General features: G+C 31.5%; 19 protein-coding genes. 8 read left to right on the top strand and 11 right to left on the bottom strand.

Annotation, left to right across the window (positions count from 1 at the left end; all coding sequences use genetic code 11):
* Positions 1-144: 144 nt before the first annotated feature.
* The 6 genes from B5E87_RS08500 to B5E87_RS08475 form a co-directional block, all read right to left on the bottom strand.
* Positions 145-1110: an ABC transporter ATP-binding protein gene (locus B5E87_RS08500; RefSeq protein WP_087244505.1), complete on the bottom strand. Its 966-nt coding sequence runs from the start codon at positions 1108-1110 to the stop codon at positions 145-147.
* Positions 1110-2111 carry an ABC transporter ATP-binding protein gene (locus B5E87_RS08495; RefSeq protein ID WP_164483491.1) on the bottom strand — a complete coding sequence of 334 codons (1002 nt, stop codon included), beginning with the start codon at positions 2109-2111 and terminating at the stop codon, positions 1110-1112. Before B5E87_RS08495 ends, B5E87_RS08500 begins: the two co-directional genes overlap by 1 nt.
* Before the next feature lie 6 nt (positions 2112-2117).
* On the bottom strand, positions 2118-3107 hold the full coding sequence (locus B5E87_RS08490; protein ID WP_087244503.1) for an ABC transporter permease: 990 nt from the start codon (positions 3105-3107) through the stop codon (positions 2118-2120).
* Positions 3108-3113: 6 nt separating this feature from the next.
* On the bottom strand, positions 3114-4058 hold the full coding sequence (locus B5E87_RS08485; protein ID WP_087244502.1) for an ABC transporter permease: 945 nt from the start codon (positions 4056-4058) through the stop codon (positions 3114-3116).
* Between the two features lie 107 nt (positions 4059-4165).
* Positions 4166-5836, bottom strand: a complete 1671-nt coding sequence (locus tag B5E87_RS08480; RefSeq protein WP_087244501.1) for a peptide ABC transporter substrate-binding protein — start codon at positions 5834-5836, stop codon at positions 4166-4168.
* Positions 5837-6058: 222 nt separating this feature from the next.
* The gene (locus B5E87_RS08475) at positions 6059-6868 is read right to left on the bottom strand and encodes a mechanosensitive ion channel family protein (protein WP_241147154.1); all 810 of its coding nucleotides are present in this window, start codon (positions 6866-6868) and stop codon (positions 6059-6061) included.
* Positions 6869-7052: 184 nt separating this feature from the next.
* On the opposite strand from B5E87_RS08475, the gene B5E87_RS08470 reads away from it, so the two are divergent.
* The 3 genes from B5E87_RS08470 to B5E87_RS08460 all read left to right on the top strand — a co-directional run bounded on the left by B5E87_RS08470 (position 7053) and on the right by B5E87_RS08460 (position 10752).
* Entirely contained in the window at positions 7053-7922 is an 870-nt protein-coding gene (locus B5E87_RS08470; RefSeq protein WP_087244499.1) for a DegV family protein, read from the top strand.
* A 269-nt stretch (positions 7923-8191) separates the two neighbouring features.
* On the top strand, positions 8192-9934 hold the full coding sequence (gene rnjA, locus B5E87_RS08465) for a ribonuclease J1 (RefSeq protein ID WP_087244498.1): 1743 nt from the start codon (positions 8192-8194) through the stop codon (positions 9932-9934).
* Positions 9931-10752: a metallophosphoesterase gene (locus B5E87_RS08460; RefSeq protein WP_087244497.1), complete on the top strand. Its 822-nt coding sequence runs from the start codon at positions 9931-9933 to the stop codon at positions 10750-10752. The genes rnjA and B5E87_RS08460 overlap by 4 nt, the downstream gene beginning before the upstream one ends.
* Here the strand turns inward: B5E87_RS08460 and B5E87_RS08455 are convergent.
* From B5E87_RS08455 to B5E87_RS08445, 3 genes are all read right to left on the bottom strand, one after another.
* Complete coding sequence (locus tag B5E87_RS08455) at positions 10746-11540, bottom strand: MurR/RpiR family transcriptional regulator (protein ID WP_241147153.1); 795 nt, start codon at positions 11538-11540, stop codon at positions 10746-10748. The genes B5E87_RS08460 and B5E87_RS08455 overlap by 7 nt on opposite strands.
* Before the next feature lie 35 nt (positions 11541-11575).
* On the bottom strand, positions 11576-12337 hold the full coding sequence (locus B5E87_RS08450) for a metallophosphoesterase (protein ID WP_087244495.1): 762 nt from the start codon (positions 12335-12337) through the stop codon (positions 11576-11578).
* A 110-nt stretch (positions 12338-12447) separates the two neighbouring features.
* Positions 12448-12816 (bottom strand): DUF11 domain-containing protein, encoded by a 369-nt coding sequence (locus B5E87_RS08445; protein WP_158094000.1) that lies wholly within the window; start codon positions 12814-12816, stop codon positions 12448-12450.
* 139 nt (positions 12817-12955) lie between these two features.
* On the opposite strand from B5E87_RS08445, the gene B5E87_RS08440 reads away from it, so the two are divergent.
* Positions 12956-13582 (top strand): PTS sugar transporter subunit IIB, encoded by a 627-nt coding sequence (locus B5E87_RS08440; protein ID WP_158093999.1) that lies wholly within the window; start codon positions 12956-12958, stop codon positions 13580-13582.
* A gap of 237 nt (positions 13583-13819) precedes the next feature.
* Here B5E87_RS08440 and hflX read toward each other — a convergent pair whose 3' ends face one another.
* Positions 13820-15049, bottom strand: coding sequence for a GTPase HflX (hflX, locus tag B5E87_RS08435; protein WP_087244492.1), 1230 nt, complete (start codon positions 15047-15049; stop codon positions 13820-13822).
* A gap of 32 nt (positions 15050-15081) precedes the next feature.
* Between hflX and B5E87_RS08430 the strand changes: the two genes are divergently transcribed.
* The 3 genes from B5E87_RS08430 (at position 15082) to rbr (ending at position 17091) form a co-directional block, all read left to right on the top strand.
* Positions 15082-15999: a hypothetical protein gene (locus tag B5E87_RS08430; protein ID WP_087244491.1), complete on the top strand. Its 918-nt coding sequence runs from the start codon at positions 15082-15084 to the stop codon at positions 15997-15999.
* A gap of 83 nt (positions 16000-16082) precedes the next feature.
* A complete protein-coding gene (locus B5E87_RS08425) occupies positions 16083-16487 on the top strand; it encodes a Fur family transcriptional regulator (protein WP_087244490.1) in 405 nt (134 codons plus the stop codon).
* 16 nt (positions 16488-16503) lie between these two features.
* On the top strand, positions 16504-17091 hold the full coding sequence (rbr, locus tag B5E87_RS08420; RefSeq protein WP_087244489.1) for a rubrerythrin: 588 nt from the start codon (positions 16504-16506) through the stop codon (positions 17089-17091).
* Between the two features lie 167 nt (positions 17092-17258).
* Here the strand turns inward: rbr and B5E87_RS08415 are convergent, their stop codons facing one another.
* Entirely contained in the window at positions 17259-17879 is a 621-nt protein-coding gene (locus B5E87_RS08415) for a phosphatase PAP2 family protein (protein WP_087244488.1), read from the bottom strand.
* Between the two features lie 79 nt (positions 17880-17958).
* On the opposite strand from B5E87_RS08415, the gene B5E87_RS08410 reads away from it, so the two are divergent.
* A complete protein-coding gene (locus B5E87_RS08410; RefSeq protein ID WP_087244487.1) occupies positions 17959-18555 on the top strand; it encodes an HAD family hydrolase in 597 nt (198 codons plus the stop codon).
* Positions 18556-18565: the final 10 nt, after the last annotated feature.

Genomic DNA, 18565 nt, shown 5'->3' with positions numbered 1-18565 from the left:
TTTTTGCATGCAGAAAAATAGAGTAATGCTGGTGCATTACTTTTTATTTTGCTCATTGTTAATATTTGCTTTAAGCATTTATCAACCAAACGAAACCAAATTCCTATAATATAAAAAAAGTTTATGAATTTTCATAAACTTTTTTTATCTTTTCACAGGATGATGACAAGCCACAAAATGTCCTGGTTTTGCTTCAACAAGTTCTGGTTTTGTTGTTCTACATTCTTCAGTAGCATAACGACATCTACCAGCAAATGGACATCCAGCTGGTAAGTCAATTGGACTTGGAACATCTCCTTCAAGAATAATACGTTTTTTCTCTTTTTCTAAGTTTGGATCAGGAATTGGTACAGCTGATAATAAAGCTTCTGAATATGGGTGTAAAGAGTGAGAATAAACTTCTTCACTAGAACCCAATTCAACCAAATGTCCTAAATACATAACTGCAATACGATCAGAAATATATTTTACAATATCCAAATCATGAGCAATGAATAAATATGTTAATCCTAATTTCTTTTGTAAATCAATTAATAAGTTAATAACCTGTGATTGGATAGAAACGTCCAAAGCAGAGATTGGTTCATCACATACTAAGAATTCTGGTTCAATAGCCAGTGCTCTTGCAATACCAATACGTTGACGTTGACCACCTGAGAACTCATGAGGGAAACGGTTTGCATGTTCTTTATTTAAACCAACAAGTTCAAGTAATTCATGAACTCTTTGTTTTCTTTTTTCAGGTGTGTACATTCCATGAATTTCCATACCTTCAGCAATAATTGATTCAACTGTCATACGTGGATTCAATGACGCATATGGATCTTGGAAAATCATCTGTGCATGTTTTGCATATGCTAAACGATTTTTTGCATTATTAATATGAACTTCTTTTCCATTATAAACAATCTTACCTTTTGTAGGTTCATAAATTCCCATAACAACACGACCTAATGTTGATTTACCACAACCAGATTCACCAACTAAACCTAAAGTTTCCCCTTTTTTAATTTCAAGACTTACACCATTAACAGCCTTTAAAATTCCTCCACTGACTCTAAAATGTTTAGAAACATTATCAATTTTTAATAAAATATTTTCATCAGCCATTATGATTTTCCTCCTTGAGATGATGGACAATCTTTATGCAATAACCAGCAAGAAGCTTCATGACCATCATTTAATTTGAAAATAGGTGGTTGTTTCTTTTGACAAATCTTCATACATTTTTCACAACGTGATGCAAAAGCACAACCTTTTGGTGGATCTAATAAATCAGGTGGTGTTCCTGGAATTGAAGATAATTTATCAGATTTATTTGTATCGTGTTTAGGTAAACTGTTTAATAATGCACTTGTATATGGATGAGATGGATTATAGAAAATATCATTTGCAGTTCCCGTTTCAACAACTTTTCCTGCATACATAACTGCAATTTTATCTGCTAAAGAAGCAACAACTCCTAAGTCATGAGTAATTAAAACAATTGCAGTTCCTGTTTTCTTTCTAATATCATCCAATAAATCAATAATCTGAGCTTGAATTGTTACATCTAATGCTGTTGTTGGTTCATCAGCAATCAATAATTTTGGATTACATGATAGAGCCATCGCAATCATAGCACGTTGACGCATCCCACCAGAGAACTGATGAGGATATTGATTTGCTCTTTCTTCAGCATTTGGAATTTGTACTAATTTCAACATTTCAATAGCTTTCTTTTGTGCTTCTTCTTTAGATAAATGTTGATGATGAACAATTGCTTCAACAATTTGTTTACCAACTTTCATTGTTGGATTTAAACATGTCATAGGATCTTGGAAAATCATACTCACTTCTTTTCCACGAATCTTTTGCATGTCTTCTTCTGGTGTATTAATAATATCAATATCACCTAAAGTTAAAGTTCCATATTTGATACGTGCAGGAGGCATAGGATTTAATTTCATGATTGTTTGAGCAGTTACACTCTTACCACAACCAGATTCACCAACAACTGCAAGAACTTGTCCTTCATCCACAGAATAAGAAACACCTCTTACAGCCTGTACTTCTCCAGCATATGTGTCGAATGAAACATATAAATCTTTGATGTCTAATACTTTTGCCATTATCCGTTACCTCCTTAATTTAGGATCAAAAGCATCTCTAAGCTTATCACCCAATAAGTTAAAGCTTAACATTGTAATACTAATGAAAATAGCAGGAATAATTAATTCAATAGGATATTGTTGGAAATATTGAATTCCATCACTCGCTAAAGTTCCCCATGAAGCTTCAGGTAAAGGTACCCCTAAACCTAAGAAAGATAAGAATGCTTCAGTAAAGATAGCATTAGGGATAGCTAATGTTAAGTTAACAATAATGATAGATAAAATATTTGGAATTAAATGTTTTCTAATAATACGTGCAGAAGAAGCTCCCATACTTTTTGCAGAAACAACAAACTCCTGTTCCTTTAAACGCATAACTTCACCACGTACTAATCTGGCGGTTCCTACCCAACCGACAAGCGAGTAAGCAATGATAATTGTAAATACCCCACCAGTCATAACAACCATCAATAAGATAACGATCAATAAGTATGGAATACCATTAATAATTTCAGCGATACGCATTAAAATGTTATCGACTATACCACCAAAATATCCAGCAATACCACCATAAATAACACCAATAATAACATTGATAATAACGGCAGCAAATGCAATAAATAATGAAATACGTGCTCCACGCCAAATTCTGGCAAACATATCTCGACCTAAATAATCAGTTCCAAAGAGATGGAAATGGCCATCACCAGAGAAAAACATACCTACATGTTTATGAAGGTCATCTGTCATATCAAATTTATATGGATAAACAGCTGGAATAATAATCGCTAAAATAACCATCACGGCTAAAATAGCCAAAAATGTAATCGCTACTTTATCTTTTCTAATTCTTGAAAATGCATCTTTCCAGAAACTTGTACTTGGACGAGTGATAGATTGCATTTTCTCACTATCTTGTCCAACCCACTCAAAATCCGCTGCATCAACATGACAATCGGGAGATAATGCTTCTTCTGGAACGAATTCTTGTTTTAATATTTCTTTCTTTTTCATTCTACACTACTCCTTTTCACTTGCTAAATTGATACGAGGATCAATAACACCATACAATAAATCGACAATTAATATAGCAATAATTAAGAATGCGCCATAGAACAATGTTGTACCAGCAATTAATGTATAATCTGCTTCTTTAATAGCCAATACGAAGAATTTCCCCATACCCGGAATACTAAACACATTCTCAACAACGAATCCCCCTGTTAATACAGCAGCCGCAATTGGACCTAAAACCGTAATAACTGGCATAATCGCATTACGTAAAGCATGTTTCCATAAAATCTGACGTTCTGATAAACCTTTTGCTTTAGCCGTTTTAATATAATCAGAACTTAAAACATCCAGCATACTTGTACGCATTAAACGTGAAACTGTTGCTAGTGAACTGAAACTCAATGCCAAAGCAGGTAAAATAATCTGATTCAAATTACCCCATCCTGTAATCGCAAAAATCTGGGTTCCCAGCAGCTGATTCAACTTTAATGCCAAAAAATATTGGAAAATTGCAGCAACGATAAAGTTTGGAATTGAAACCCCAATAACAGATAAAGTCATAGCAACAGTATCTGCAGTCTTTCCTCTACGAATAGCTGCAATGGCTCCTAAAGCAATTCCTGCAATAACTGCAAAAATTAATGAGAACATCCCTAACTGGAATGAAACAGGGAATGACTCCATAATAATATCAATAACAGGTCTGTTATATTTGATAGAAATTCCCAAATCTCCTGTTATTGCATTTTGAATATAAATTATAAATTGTTCTACTAATGGTTTATCTAACCCATAAAACTCACGTAAAGCCTGTTTTGTACTTTCACTCATTGCTTTACCAGTACTAAATGGGTCACCCGGTAGCATATGCATCATTATAAACGTCAATGCAAGGAGAACTAAGATAGTTATTAAAGCATATATGATTCTTTTCAATACATACTTTCCCATAAACTCACACCTTTCTAGACATTTTTCTCCACATTAAAATAAAGAAAGGCTATATAGACAATATTATATAGCCCATCTTCTTCAAAAAATATCAGTATTACTTTTGACTATTCTTCAATATAAGCATAGTTTAAATTGATGTCTTGGAATGCAGTTCTAATAACACCTTTTAATCTATCGCTTGTTACATAACTTGTTTGTCTATCATAAATGAATCCAATTGGACATTCTTCAGCTAAGATTTCTTCAGCTTCTTTTAATTTAGCATAATAAGCATCTTTATCAGCAATTTGAGAAGCTTCTTCGATGATCTTATCATATTCAGCATTAGACCATTTACCGTGGTTATTACCATTTCCAGTTACCCACATATCAAGATAAGTCATTGGGTCATTGTAATCTGGTGACCATCCAGCAAATACGATTTCAAATTCACCTTTATCCATATTTGCTAATCTTGTTTTATATGTGACTTGTTTAATTTGTACACTTACACCTAAGTTTTCTTTTAATTGTGCTTGAAGGAATTCAGCTTGTTGTTTTGCAGCACTTGAATCATCACAAAGTAATTCTGGTGAGAATTCTGCAAGTGTTAATTTTTCTTCTTTTAATCCTTCTTCTAATAATGCTTTTGCTTCACTATAATCATTATTAGTTACATGTTGGAAAATATCTCCACAGTATTCAGTGAAGGCACCTTGAGCTACAGCTGGTGGTGTGAATGTAGTTGCTACTTTAGAGTCATTTTGAACAATAGTATCAACCATTTTTTGAGCATCAACACCTAAAGTTAAAGCTTTACGAACTTTAGCGTTATTGTATGGTTTTTCTTGTGAATTAAATTCAAGATACCAAGCTCCACCATCATCAAATCCTTGAGCATTTTCAAATTGTGCAATATTGTCACCTGTTAACCCGATCATATCAATAGAACCATTATTAAATTCATTAATAGCAGTATTTTCTTGACTGATCATTCTCATAGTGATTTTGTCTAATTTAATATTTTCAGCATTCCAGTAATCTGGATTTTTTTCTAAGACAATACTGTCTTCATGAACCCATGAAGTAATTGTAAATGGACCATTATATGCTAATTTATCAGCATCAGTACCATATTTTTTATTTTCCCCAGCTGCTTCATAAGCCTTTTGATTTACTGGGAAGAATGATGGGAATGCCATCAATACAACAGCGTATTGGAATGGACCAGTAAATGTTACTTGGAAAGTATACTTATCTACTGCTTTCCATCCAGCATGTTCTTCAATATAAGCTGGAATATCAGCTTCAGCCATTTTATAATCTGATTTTTCATTGTCTGGATCTACTTTTGCAGCAGTTGCAGTATAAATATCTTCTGCTCCTGCAATTTTAGTCATCCAAGTTGATGCATAAGGTGCACCAGTTCTTGCATTGAAATGTTGATTCCATGCAAATACGAAGTCTTCAGCAGTAACTTCTTCCCCGTTACTCCATTTTGCTCCTTTTCTTAAATGGAATGTATAAGTTTTTTGATCATCTGATACATCCCAGCTTTCTGCCATACCAGGTACAGCTTCATCATTGGCATCTAAGCTAACTAAACCTTCAACACAGTGACGTAAAACGTTCATTGATCCTGAAGATGTTGTTAAAATAGAGTCCATTTCAGGTGGTTCTGATCCTAAATTGATAGTGATCTCATTAGCGCCAGCTGATCCACCACTACCACATCCAACTAACATAGCTAAGCATGTTACAGAAGCGGCAGCTTTTGCAAACCAATTCTTTTTCATTATTTAATTTCCCTCCTCCAAAATAACCAATCACGTTAGTTATTTTCTACTAATATATCACAACTCTTTTAAGATTGCTATACTTTTTTTAATGTTTTTTTGCTTTTTTGTCATAACCCAACCGAAACACACGTTTTTTTGTATTTTAACTAAATATAGATATTATTTTTTGACATCTGTATACAATTATATCGGTATTGTATGAATGTTTAAACATTTTTTCTATGATTTTATATCATTTTGTTGAATATGGACATCAATTTGTTGTGATGGAATTTTGATATTTTGTTCTTTGAAAATATCTCTGACTGCTACCCACAAATCATCATTCAAATCATAAAAATATTCATTTTTAGACCATACCCATATTTGCATGGAAACACTTCTTTCTTTATATTCGCCAATTTTCACAACTGGTGCTGGTTCCTTTAAAGCATATGGATGCTGATCTATAACTTTCATAAGAGCACTCTTAAATTTTTGAACATCGCTATCAGGATGTAATTCTACCGTCATAGTCACACGACGGATATCTTCATGTGAATAATTGACAAAACTAGATGAAACCAGATCATTATTAGGAATAACAACCATTTTATTATCAAATGTCATGACAATTGTATAGAGAAGCTGTATTTCCTGAACTGTTCCTACATAGCCATCTATTTCTATAATATCTCCTTTAATAAATGGTTTAGAAAATAAAATCGTAATACCTGAAGCAATACCTTTCATAGAGTCTTGCAAGCCTAATGCAATAGCAGCTCCAGCTGTTGTTAAAACAGCTACTAATGATGTTGTAGGTACACCTAACTGTGCAATGACAGTTATAATCACAATGATTTTTAATCCTATATTTAATATAGATATAACAAAATTCTCAATAATCGCATCAATCTGACTTCTTCTCATCATCTTTGAAAGAATATGTAATATTATTTTCACAGCATACCATCCAACTATAAATATAATGGTAGCTTCTATGACACTCATACCAAAGCCAGCATATTTTTCAATCAATCGATCTAGCATTTTCATTCCTCTTTTCTTTTTTCATTATCTTATCACATTCACAATCTATATCATATCTTTTTTGCAATTTTATATGAATATATCATTATTATTTTCACCCTAGAAATATATCTCAATGCACAAAAAGAGTTGCATTATTTTTTTATTTAGATACAATAATATTATTAACATAAGGAGGAATTTCATGAAAGTAGCAATTATGACTGACAGTAATAGTGGAATTACGCAAAGTGAAGCCAAGGAATTAGGAATTTTTGTTTTACCTATGCCTTTTACTATTGATGGTCAGGAATATAAAGAAGATATCAATCTGACTCAAGAAGAGTTTTATGATAAGTTAATGAATGGAGCTGAAGTTTTTACTTCACAGCCAGCCGCTGGAGAAGTGACGGCTTTCTTTGATCGTATTTTAGAAGATTATGATCAGATTGTGCATATTCCAATGTCAAGTGGTTTAAGTGGTTCTTGCCAGACTGCTATGATGTTAGCTGATGATGAAGATTATAAAGGAAAAGTCTTTGTTGTAGACTCACAACGTATTTCTGTGACTCAAAAACGGGATGTTTTGGATGCCATGGCATTAGCGAAACAAGGTAAAGATGCAAAAGAAATTCATGATATCTTAATGGAAAATAAATTCAATGCATCTATCTATATTACTGTGAACACTTTGGAATATTTAAAAAAAGGTGGTCGTATTACACCAGCTGCTGCAGCCTTAGGAGGATTATTAAAAATCAAACCTGTTCTCACAATTCAAGGTGAAAAATTAGATTCTTTCCAAAAAACACGTACAATGCAAAAGGCATCAAAAATAATGATTGAAGCCCTTCAAAAAGATATTAAAGAACGTATTGATCCCATACATGAAGATATGTCAGAGGCTCATATCATGATTGCTTATACATATGATAGAGATTTGGCACTTGAATTCAAAAAAGAAGTGGAAGAAGCTTTCCCAAATCATGAAGTCATTTGTGACCCACTTTCATTAAGTGTTGCTTGTCATATTGGACCTCATTCTTTAGCTATTGGTGCATGTAAAAAGATTTAACGGCTACTCAAAGGAGTAGCTTTTTTGTTAAATTCGTATCTTCTATTTGCATTTCACTATATTTTCAGTTATGATACAGTATGTCAATAAGATAGATTTTCATTTTTCAACAGTTTTTTATCATAATAATAGATAAAATAGAGAGCACTGATGAAAAAACATATGAAAAATGGTATAATATATATAAGTATAGATACTTTCATCATGCTGTTGAAAACTATCTCAAAAAGACATCCATTATAAATCGATAGAAAGAAAGGTGAGAATGAATGGCAGATATGCCTCAAAAACGTTCTTTTCAAAGAAGAACATCCTATAATAATAAAAACAAACACAAAAAAGAATCATTATCCACTGATACAAAAGTTTTTGCCTTAGGTGGTCTTAACGAAGTTGGAAAAAATATGTATTGCATTGAACACAATGATGAATTGGTCATTATTGATGCCGGTGTTAAATTTGCAGAAGATGGACTTCCTGGAATTGATTACGTCATTCCAGACTATACATATTTAAAACGTAACCAAAAGAAAATTAAAGCTTTATTGATTACACATGGACATGAAGATCATATTGGAGGAATTCCTTTTCTATTACAGGTTGTGAACATTCCTTTTATATATGCTTCACCATTAGCTTGTGCCATGATTAGAAGAAAGCTTGAAGAAAAACGTTTAACTCAAGCCACAAAATTGATTCAAATCAATAATTTATCACAAGTTAAAACAAAATATTTTAATATTGGTTTCTTTAAAACCAACCACTCTATTCCTGAATCTTTAGGAATTGTTGTGAATACACCTAATGGTCGCATTGTTTCGACTGGAGATTTTAAATTTGATTTAACGCCAGTTGGTGATCCTGCTGATTTTCAGGTTATGTCCTTTTTAGGTGAAACAGGTGTGACTCTTCTTTTAAGTGATTCTACGAACGCTGAAGTTCCTAACTTCTCCATTAGCGAAAAACAGGTTGCTTATAGTGTACAAGAAGAATTCAGAAAGACGGAAGGTCGCTTAATTGTTGCGACATTCGCTTCTAACGTCCACCGTGTTCAACAGATTATTGATGCGGCTGTTAAATTCAATCGTAAGATTTTAGTATTTGGTCGTTCTATGGAAAACAATATTCAGGTTTCTAGAAAACTGGGATATATTAAATGTCCTGACCGTTTCTTTATTAAAAATGATGAAGCTAAAAACTTACCTGATAATGAAATTTTAATTCTATGTACTGGTAGCCAAGGAGAAGCGCTTGCTGCATTAAGCCGAATTGCGAATGGAACACATCGTCAAGTTTCTATTAAACCAGGAGATACTGTTGTCTTTTCATCAAATCCAATTCCTGGAAATGCCAGCAGTGTCAGCAAGGTTATCAATAAATTATACCGTGCTGGTGCCAGAGTTTTAACTAATGAAGCCATCAATAACTTACATACTTCAGGACATGCCTCTCAAGAGGAACAAAAATTAATGTTATTATTAACACGACCTAAATATTTCTTCCCGGTTCATGGGGAATACCGTATGTTAAAAATTCATGCGAAGTTATTTGAAGAAGTTGGACTCACAAAAGGAAACGCCTTTGTTTTATCTAATGGTGATTCTATTCTTTTACACAATGAAGAAGCACGTCTTGGACCACGTATTCATGTTGATGATATCTATGTAGATGGTAATGATATTACTGGTTTATCTACTGCTGTTTTAAGGGACCGTCAGATTTTAAGTGAAGATGGTATGGTTTCAGTCCTTATTTCTATGGACTCTCGCGGAGGATGTTTATTAAATAAACCAATCATTATGTCACGTGGTTTTGTGTATATGCAAGATAGCAAGGATATGATTCGTGAAGCTGAGTTGTTGGTTAGTCGAGAACTTTCTAAATTATTAAAAAGAAAAACAACTTTTGGTGAAATCAAAAATACAATCAGGGATACATTGGCTCCTTATTTCTATCAGAAAACAAAAAGAAATCCAATGATTATTCCTGTCATTATGAATAAAAAAGTATGAAAAAGCTGATTAGACGATTAATTTTATTATTAATCGTCTTTGGTTTATGTTTTCTCGGTTATTATGTTTATGCCATTTCACCAGAAGATTATGAATTTTATGAACAAAAATATATAAGTTCTCTTGTTTCTTCACAATTAAATGGCTTTAAAATTGCTTTCATATCAGATGTTAATCTCACTGACCAAGATAGCATCACACGTTTTGAAAAAATTGTTGATGAATTAAATGAATATCCATTTGATATGGTTATCTTTGGTGGAGATTTATATGATGAACAAGTTTTTAAAGCTGATGAAGTTTCTCAAATCTTAAAAAAGATTCAATGTCAGTATGGTAAATTAGCTGTTCTTGGTGAACATGATGAAGCTTCATCATTAGAAGTCACACAAGTGTTGAATAATGGTGGTTTTGAAGTTCTCAGCAATGAAACAAGACCTATTTATTATAAGGAAACCAATTTTACTTTAGTTGCCTATGATGATGAATATGATTTTTCTCAATTTAAAACATCTCAAGATAAATTGATTCTTGGCATTTCACACCAGCCTGATACATTTACACAAGCCAAAAATGTTGTGGATTTACAATTATCAGGACATAGTTATGGTGGTTCTGTATATCTGCCTTATTTGGGCGCTATGTTCCCAATTGAGGGAGCTAAGACTTATAATCATGGAAAATATGAAGAAAAAAATGCGACATTAATCGTTTCTAATGGATTAAGTGGTCCTTCTTCATTCCCATATAAAGTGTTATGTCCAAATCAGGTGAATTTTGTTGTCTTAACTTCAAAAAGCAACGATACTTCTCAGTAATCGTTGCTTTTTTCATTGCTTTTCATACCGTATTTAAGATGATATAAGGCTTCTAATACTTCAAAGATATATGTAATAGAAAATTTACCAATCAATGAATGATGATCATTTCCTACTCTTAAAATCATATCGACCTTATCACTATATGGAAACTCCTCTAATTGTGTAATAGCAATCACATATGCTTCTGTCTTCACCAGTTCTCTCATTGTTTCAATATGATCTTTGAAAAAACCACCAGCAATAGAAGATACAATAATTAAATCACAATCCTTTAAAGTTTTATAAATGTTTTTTTGTTGTTCTAAAGGATACATAGCCACACAATCTTTACCCAAATAACAAAGTTCAATCTGTAATTGCATTGACACTGACTGAGTAAAGAAATTACCTGCAAAACAGATATGTTTGGCATCATGAATTTTATCTACAATATAGATCAAATCTTCATAACGAATATTATCATACGTATCCTGAAGATTGCGAATTACATTTTGAAAATGATTCTTAAAAATTTCTTTTCCTTCTCCTATTGTTTCAGGTGATGGAAGCTGATGATCAAAAAGTAATCTTTTTGCATCTTGATTAAAATAATGAAGATTCATTGTCACATCTTTTTTAAAATCAGCAAATGATTCATAATTCAATTTACGACAAAGTCTGGAAATAGTTGCTGTGGATACATAACACATTTTCGCAACATCAGTAATACTACTCTCTGGAATCTTATAAATATTCTGTAATATTTTCTTTGCTGCACCCCAATAAACATCATGAATATTTGTCATATTGATGAAGTTTATCAAATTATAGAAGGCACTTCTCATTGAGATTGTCCTTCCTCATATTTAATGACTGTAACCTCACCGTTTGTTAAACATAAACAATTCAGCTGACCTTTATTCCCTACTGCCAAACCACCATCAATTGCAATTTTATTATGATAATCTGGATCATACCAGATATCAAATGAATGATCATCATTAATAAAGCAACAAGGTGTATGTCCAAAGATGTACGTGTAATCTGGATTTGCTTCATTCAAATAGAAATATTCTCGAATCCATGCCAAAATTTCTTCATCATTTTCTTCTAATGGGATTTCTGGGTCTACCCCAGCATGTACCAATACATAGTGCTTTCCATTCAAATCTAATTCATAATAACTTGGCAATGAATCAATAAATGAAATTAATTCTTTGATAAACATACGTTTTAAATCAAAATACTCTTCATAAGGAATGTAATCTTTTTGTAAATACTCTCTAATACTATCAATTGTTTTATGCCCACCATTTTGTTTCCATAAACGATATGGGTTCGATCTTTCTGAATCCAAATCATTATATTTCAAAGCAGCCAGCATAGATTGACGCATCATAATTTCATGATTACCCTTAATCATATGAATATTATCCATCGCCTTTACAAAATAATAAATATCAATACTATTAGGTCCACGATCCATAATATCCCCTAATATATAAAGTTCATCATTTTCAGTAAAACCAATACGCTCTAATAACAATTGAAGCAATACAAATTGTCCATGAAGATCTGATATAACAAATATTCTTTTTTCCATATATCATCACCCCATTACATTCTATCATAATTATATTTTTTTATAAACTAAACCCACTTTTATTTTAAAAAAAATTATCTCTTTAAAAGAGAAATAGAGGTCAAAGACCTCTATTCTGTAATACGCACTTGGAAAACAATTTCAGTAGTTGACATTGGATCAATAGATGGAATCACATAATAAAGTGTATGATTATCAATTGCGGGTGTTTGTTCATGACCATTAACATAAAATGAGTCTTCCACATATTCCACATTTTCATCCATATAATCACTAAAGACAACTTGTGTTTCTTTTACCAATGATGGATTTTTAATTTTAATTGTATAAGTGAGTGTTTCTCCCTGACATGCTTCTTCTTTATCTACTTTTTTACAAATATGAAGTGGTTTTTTCACTAAAGTTTCCACATCATTGCTGACACTTGTATGACAAGACGTTTTCACTTGTGCAGTATTGCACACACGAGAACGTTTCATAAATTTCCCTCCTTCCATTTATAAGTTATGCAAATTCATTGTGTTGTTCTGTTCATTTACAATGTTTCTTTTCTTTTTTTGTAAAAATTATCTATTTTTTAAAAAATAGTATATGATAAAAGAAGTAGGTGAGAAAATGATGTTTGATGAATTCTATCGTACAATTTATAATCAATTATTTTTTAAATGGATTCTGTGTCATGATAAACAATACCAACAAGATCATATCCAGTATCATGTAGAAACAGAAAATGAAAAATTAAAAGTTATCTGTTTGTCTACAACAAAAGTGAAAGGGAAAATAACGATTTGGTATAATAATATCGTAGAAGAAGAGATTTTGCGTATCAAAGATGAAAAACTTGTCTTTTATTTACATTTTACGATTACTGATTTGGCACAATGTTATCACTTATTCCATAAATTTTATCAAACCATCATTCAGTATACCCAACAAAAAGAATGGAAAATTGCGCTCTGTTGTACTGGTGGTTTATCAACTTCTGTATTCATTGAAGAAATGCAACAAGTCTGTGAACTGGAAAACCTACATTTTCAGCTCGTTTCATTATCATTAGATCAGCTTTATCAAAATTATCAAAACTATGATGCCTTGTATCTGGCACCACAAATTGCACATATGGAACCTGAAATTCTAGCTTATACCCAACATCAAATTCCAGTTTATTGTATTGATGCAACTTTATTTGCGACGAAAAACTATCGTGGCATTATTCAAACAATTCAAAAAAACATTCAAGCATAGATATATTCTATGTTTTTTTCATATCATTTTTACATGATTTTCCATATTTACTCTATGATTCTTTGTTATTTATTTTTTATATTTTAATAAAGGAGGTTATTTCAATGAAAAGATTTTTACAAATCAGTTTATTATTTCTCTTTTTAATTGGTAGTATCATTTGCTTTATAAACAGGAGACAATATTCATAAACCTTTTGTTTATAAAAAATATTCATAATAAAACGGATAGCTCATTTTATTGTAAACTATCCGTTTTTTTCATATATGGAAGATAACGCTGTTTATGTTTTTGATTCACATAAAAGCTGACATAGATTTCTTTTTCTAAATATTCAGTATGAAGTATTTCATATTGATATTCTATTTCACTAAAAATATGCCCTTCTTCATAAGGAATATAAACACTTATCAATTCATAATCTTTAAAGAGAATATCAATGATCATATTTTCTAAATCATCTAAATGCTTTTTCTCTTTCACTGAAACATCTATGCATATACCCTGTTCATGAACAATGGGCTGATGAACCAAATCCATTTTATTATAAACATAAATCATTGGAATATCCAAAGCATCAAGTTCTTTAAGAACTGATAAAGTTGTTTCTATTTGATTATGGTAATAAGGTGAAGACGCATCAATCACATGAATAAGCAAATCAGCATCTTTCACTTCTTCTAATGTTGAACGAAAAGATTGCACAAATGAATGTGGCAACTGATGAATAAAACCAACTGTATCACTCATGATGACATGATGCTTTTTCATATAAACACGTCTTGATGATGTCTGTAAAGTCGCAAAAAGCATATCTTTTTCATAGACCTTTTTAGAAGTCAAAGCATTCAATAAAGAAGATTTACCACTATTTGTATATCCCACTAAACAAACCACTTTTTCCTGGTGATGTTTTCGTAACTGTCTTTGTGTCTGACGCTGTTTTTCAATCATCGCTAATTCACGTTTAGCCTGCGTTAATTGACGACGAATACGACGACGATCTAATTCAATCTGCTTTTCTCCACTACCACGAAAACCCATACCTCCCTGTTGAGAATAAAGATTCTGTTTCATTCCTGCTAATCTGGGAAGTAAGTATTGAAGTCTGGCTATGCCGACTTCTAATTTGGCTTCTTTTGTTTTCGCTCTTGAAGCAAATATACGTAATATCAAATCACTACGATCAGTCACTTCTACCTGACATTGATCAGTTAAGTTTTTGATCTGCAAAGGTGTCAATTCTTCATTAAAAATCACAATATCATCTTGTTCTACTAATTCTTTAATTTCCATGACTTTCCCTTTACCAATATAATATTGAGGAGAAATCGTATCTAAGTTTTGTGTCACCACAGCTTTGACTTCAATATCACAGGCATAAGCCAATTGTTTTAACTCCTGCATAGATATATCAAAATCATATGTCATCTGTGGATATTGAACACCAACTAATATTCCCTTCATCTTTATTCACCTCTTTCAAATAAGGAGTCTTTATGAAAAAAGCTAATTATTATTTTACACTTTGTCTTGTTCTTTTTACAACTCTTTTTTCTTTTTTCAATATGTTCCAGATTGTCAAAGTATCTTCACAGGTCATTCAGATTGTCCTTACTAATTTATTACCATCTTTATTACCCTTTATGATTTTAATTTCTTTATGTTTATCTTTAGGTATCTTTCAACTCATCAGTTATTTTATCCAATTTCTCTTTTCACCACTTTTTCATTTAACACCACATATGTCTTCTCTTTATTTTGTTTCCTTTTTCTGTGGTTATCCAACCAATGCAAAAATGTTAAGAGAATCCTATGAATTAGGTTATATTAATATTTCTCAACTACAACATCTTCTCTCCATAGCATCCTTTTCATCATTAAGCTTTATCTTTGTTTCCCTAAAACTGCCTTTTTCCATTGCACAGATGATTTATATAAGTCATATTCTTCCAAGTATAATCAAAGCTGTCTTTTATCATCAAGATTACCAATGGATGTCTTTTCATGAAAGTATTCAGCCGATCATTCATCCCCAGATGCGATTTGTAGAAGCCCTAAAAAAAAGTATTACATCTTCTTTAACAGCCTTTATATTTATTTTAGGCTATATGCTTGTCTTTCAATTTATTGGTTATAGCTTACAGGCCATTATTCATAACCCATTTCTTTTAAATATCATCAAAGGTTTTTTAGAATTCAGTTCCGGTTCTATTCAATTATTACAATATCAACATATGCTTGTCTATCCCTTTGTCAGCTTTTATTTATCATTTTCAGGATTATCAGTTTTAATGCAAGTGGATAATATTTTAGATGGTATCCCCTATTCTTTTAGAAAATATTTCATCGCAAGAGTGCTTCATGGACTCTCTTCATTTATTATTTGTTTACTTTTACAATACTTGATGATATAAAATGATTTCAACATCAGGATTATTTGACAATCATAGGATATATGGTATAATAATAGTAACCATTATTAATAAGGGGTGAGAGTATGTCTGAAACAAAGTTAAGATATTCTAAACAAAGGGAAACAATTTACGAAGTTTTAAAAAATGACTGGTCACATCCTAATGTGGATGATATTTATACACAAGTCAAACAATTGATTCCTGATATTAGTTTGGGAACTGTCTATCGAAATCTTAATTTATTAGCTGATCATAAAAGAATTACACGCTTAGATATTGGTGATGGAGTTATTCATTTCGATGCACGTATTGAACCCCATTTTCATATGGTATGTGATGAATGTGGAACTATTCAAGATATCGTTTGTCAACAATCTACCCTGGATGAACTTATTAATAAGGTCAACGAACAATCCGAACATGATATTCACGGGGCACATATTTTGTTTCATGGAACATGTTCACATTGTTTAAAGAAAAAATCATAGGAAGGAGGGCATTATCATGCCAACATTAAAAGGAACAAGAACTGCTAACAATTTATTACATGCATTTGCTGGAGAATCTCAAGCAAGAAATCGCTACACTTATTATTCTTCAATTGCCAAAAAAGAAGGATATGTACAAATTGCTAATATCTTCGAAGAAACAGCAAATCAAGAAAAAGAACACGCTAAAAGATTAATGAAATTATTAAATGCTGAATTAAAGGGAGAAGCTTTACATGTCGAAGGTGATTTCCCAATCATGCTTGGAACAACTGCTGAATGTTTAAAAGCTGCTGCTGCTGGTGAAAATGAAGAATGGACTGACATGTATCCTGAATTTGCAAAAATTGCTGAAGAAGAAGGATTCCCTGAAATCGCTAAAGTATGTCAAAGTATCGCTGTTGCTGAAAAAATGCATGAAGCTAGATACTTAAAATTATTAGAAAACTTAGAAAATGGAACAGTCTTCAAAAAAGACGAAGCTGTTATGTGGAAATGTAATAACTGTGGATTTATTTATGAAGGAACTGAAGCTCCTGAAAGATGTCCTGCTTGCGATCATCCACAAGCTCATTTTGAAGCTTATACTTTCTTTAAAGGATAAAAATCTAAACCCAATTATGTTTATTCATAATTGGGTTTTAAACTTTATACAAACGTATTCATTTCATAAATATTTCACTATCAATAACACTGATATCTTTAACATCAGAGCATATGATACAATGCTCTTTTTTACTTTTAGCATTTTTATTAGCTTTTGATTATCCATTAAAAGGCATACTTTCTTTTTCCAATATAATAAATAACCATTGCTAAAATCAATGCCCAAACAATATCCATAAATGCATGTTGTTTAATCATAACAGTTGAAAGACAAATCAACACTGTTAAAACAACAATAGCGACACATAACCATGAATACTGTTTAATTCTTTGGCTTTTCAATAGCGATACACACATCATAACACTGTTATATACATGAATGCTAGGACAGACGTTGGTAGATGAATCAACGGAATAAATAAAGCTAACCAGACATTGAAATATGTTTTCATTATATAACTGAACTCTTAAATTTTGACCAGTAGGTATCAATGCATAAATAAGCAAAGATAAACTCATACCTAAAAACAAATAAAAATATGTTCTTTTAATACCAACCTGATTAATAAAAACAAAATAAGCGAAACCTAATACCATAAACACAAACCATAATATATATGGAATAACAAAATACTCATTAAATGGAATATAAGAATCAATCCATGAATCTGTAATAATCATACGTGATGAATGATGATTTTCTAATAACATAAAACCAATCATATAAGCAATAAAAAAATACAATAAATATTTTAAACCATTATATTTTTCTAAAAATGCTTTCATCTGCACAACCTCCTATGCTAGAATATATAGTAACATGATGGTTTAATTATGTGAATTTGATATGAACGGAGAACAATTTATGAAAAATATTATTTTCGATATAGGTAATGTCCTCTTAGATTTTCAACCCGAAAAATATTTACAAAAATATTTCAATAAATCTGTAATGGGTGATTTAATGATGATTATCTTTTCCAGTGATGAATGGATAGAATTAGATATGGGGACAATGATGATTCAAGATGCCATCGAATCATTAACTTTAAAGCACCCTCATTACCATGATGAGATTATCTTTGTCATGAAAAATTGGACACATATGATGACACCTTTACAAAAAAATGTGGAAATTGTTAAAGAATTGAAAGAAAAAGGTTATCATTTATATCTTTTATCCAATTTTCACAAAGAAGCGATTCAAACAATGTTTCAAAGATATGAATTCTTTCAATTATTTGAAGGAGGCATTATTTCTGCCAACGAACAACTTGTCAAACCAGACCAAAAGATTTATCAGCTTCTATTACAAAGATATCATTTACAAGCTGAAGAATCACTTTTTATTGATGATATGCTTGCTAATGTGAAAATGGCTCAAGAATTGCATATTCACGGCCTTTATCTTCCTTATCAAAGTGATTTAAGAACAGAACTACAAAAACGTCATATTTTATAAACCTGTTATG

Source organism: Massilimicrobiota sp. An142, from assembly GCF_002160725.1.
Lineage (GTDB): Bacteria > Bacillota_I > Bacilli_A > Erysipelotrichales > Coprobacillaceae > Allocoprobacillus > Allocoprobacillus merdigallinarum.
Note: the sequence above shows the minus strand (reverse complement) of the source record. Positions and strands in the feature narration are given on the sequence as shown.

Excerpts from the sequence above, each read along its gene's own strand:
- B5E87_RS08440 (WP_158093999.1), top strand. The coding sequence starts at position 12,956 with ATGTTTGATGAATTCTATCGTACAATTTATAATCAATTATTTTTTAAA.
- B5E87_RS08475 (WP_241147154.1), bottom strand. The coding sequence starts at position 6,868 with ATGCTAGATCGATTGATTGAAAAATATGCTGGCTTTGGTATGAGTGTC.
- B5E87_RS08450 (WP_087244495.1), bottom strand. The coding sequence starts at position 12,337 with ATGGAAAAAAGAATATTTGTTATATCAGATCTTCATGGACAATTTGTA.
- hflX (WP_087244492.1), bottom strand. The coding sequence starts at position 15,049 with ATGAAGGGAATATTAGTTGGTGTTCAATATCCACAGATGACATATGAT.
- rnjA (WP_087244498.1), top strand. The coding sequence starts at position 8,192 with ATGGCAGATATGCCTCAAAAACGTTCTTTTCAAAGAAGAACATCCTAT.
- rbr (WP_087244489.1), top strand. The coding sequence starts at position 16,504 with ATGCCAACATTAAAAGGAACAAGAACTGCTAACAATTTATTACATGCA.
- B5E87_RS08490 (WP_087244503.1), bottom strand. The coding sequence starts at position 3,107 with ATGAAAAAGAAAGAAATATTAAAACAAGAATTCGTTCCAGAAGAAGCA.
- B5E87_RS08430 (WP_087244491.1), top strand. The coding sequence starts at position 15,082 with ATGAAAAAAGCTAATTATTATTTTACACTTTGTCTTGTTCTTTTTACA.
- B5E87_RS08410 (WP_087244487.1), top strand. The coding sequence starts at position 17,959 with ATGAAAAATATTATTTTCGATATAGGTAATGTCCTCTTAGATTTTCAA.
- B5E87_RS08415 (WP_087244488.1), bottom strand. The coding sequence starts at position 17,879 with ATGAAAGCATTTTTAGAAAAATATAATGGTTTAAAATATTTATTGTAT.
- B5E87_RS08480 (WP_087244501.1), bottom strand. The coding sequence starts at position 5,836 with ATGAAAAAGAATTGGTTTGCAAAAGCTGCCGCTTCTGTAACATGCTTA.
- B5E87_RS08500 (WP_087244505.1), bottom strand. The coding sequence starts at position 1,110 with ATGGCTGATGAAAATATTTTATTAAAAATTGATAATGTTTCTAAACAT.
- B5E87_RS08470 (WP_087244499.1), top strand. The coding sequence starts at position 7,053 with ATGAAAGTAGCAATTATGACTGACAGTAATAGTGGAATTACGCAAAGT.
- B5E87_RS08460 (WP_087244497.1), top strand. The coding sequence starts at position 9,931 with ATGAAAAAGCTGATTAGACGATTAATTTTATTATTAATCGTCTTTGGT.
- B5E87_RS08455 (WP_241147153.1), bottom strand. The coding sequence starts at position 11,540 with ATGACAAATATTCATGATGTTTATTGGGGTGCAGCAAAGAAAATATTA.
- B5E87_RS08425 (WP_087244490.1), top strand. The coding sequence starts at position 16,083 with ATGTCTGAAACAAAGTTAAGATATTCTAAACAAAGGGAAACAATTTAC.
- B5E87_RS08445 (WP_158094000.1), bottom strand. The coding sequence starts at position 12,816 with ATGAAACGTTCTCGTGTGTGCAATACTGCACAAGTGAAAACGTCTTGT.
- B5E87_RS08485 (WP_087244502.1), bottom strand. The coding sequence starts at position 4,058 with ATGGGAAAGTATGTATTGAAAAGAATCATATATGCTTTAATAACTATC.
- B5E87_RS08495 (WP_164483491.1), bottom strand. The coding sequence starts at position 2,111 with ATGGCAAAAGTATTAGACATCAAAGATTTATATGTTTCATTCGACACA.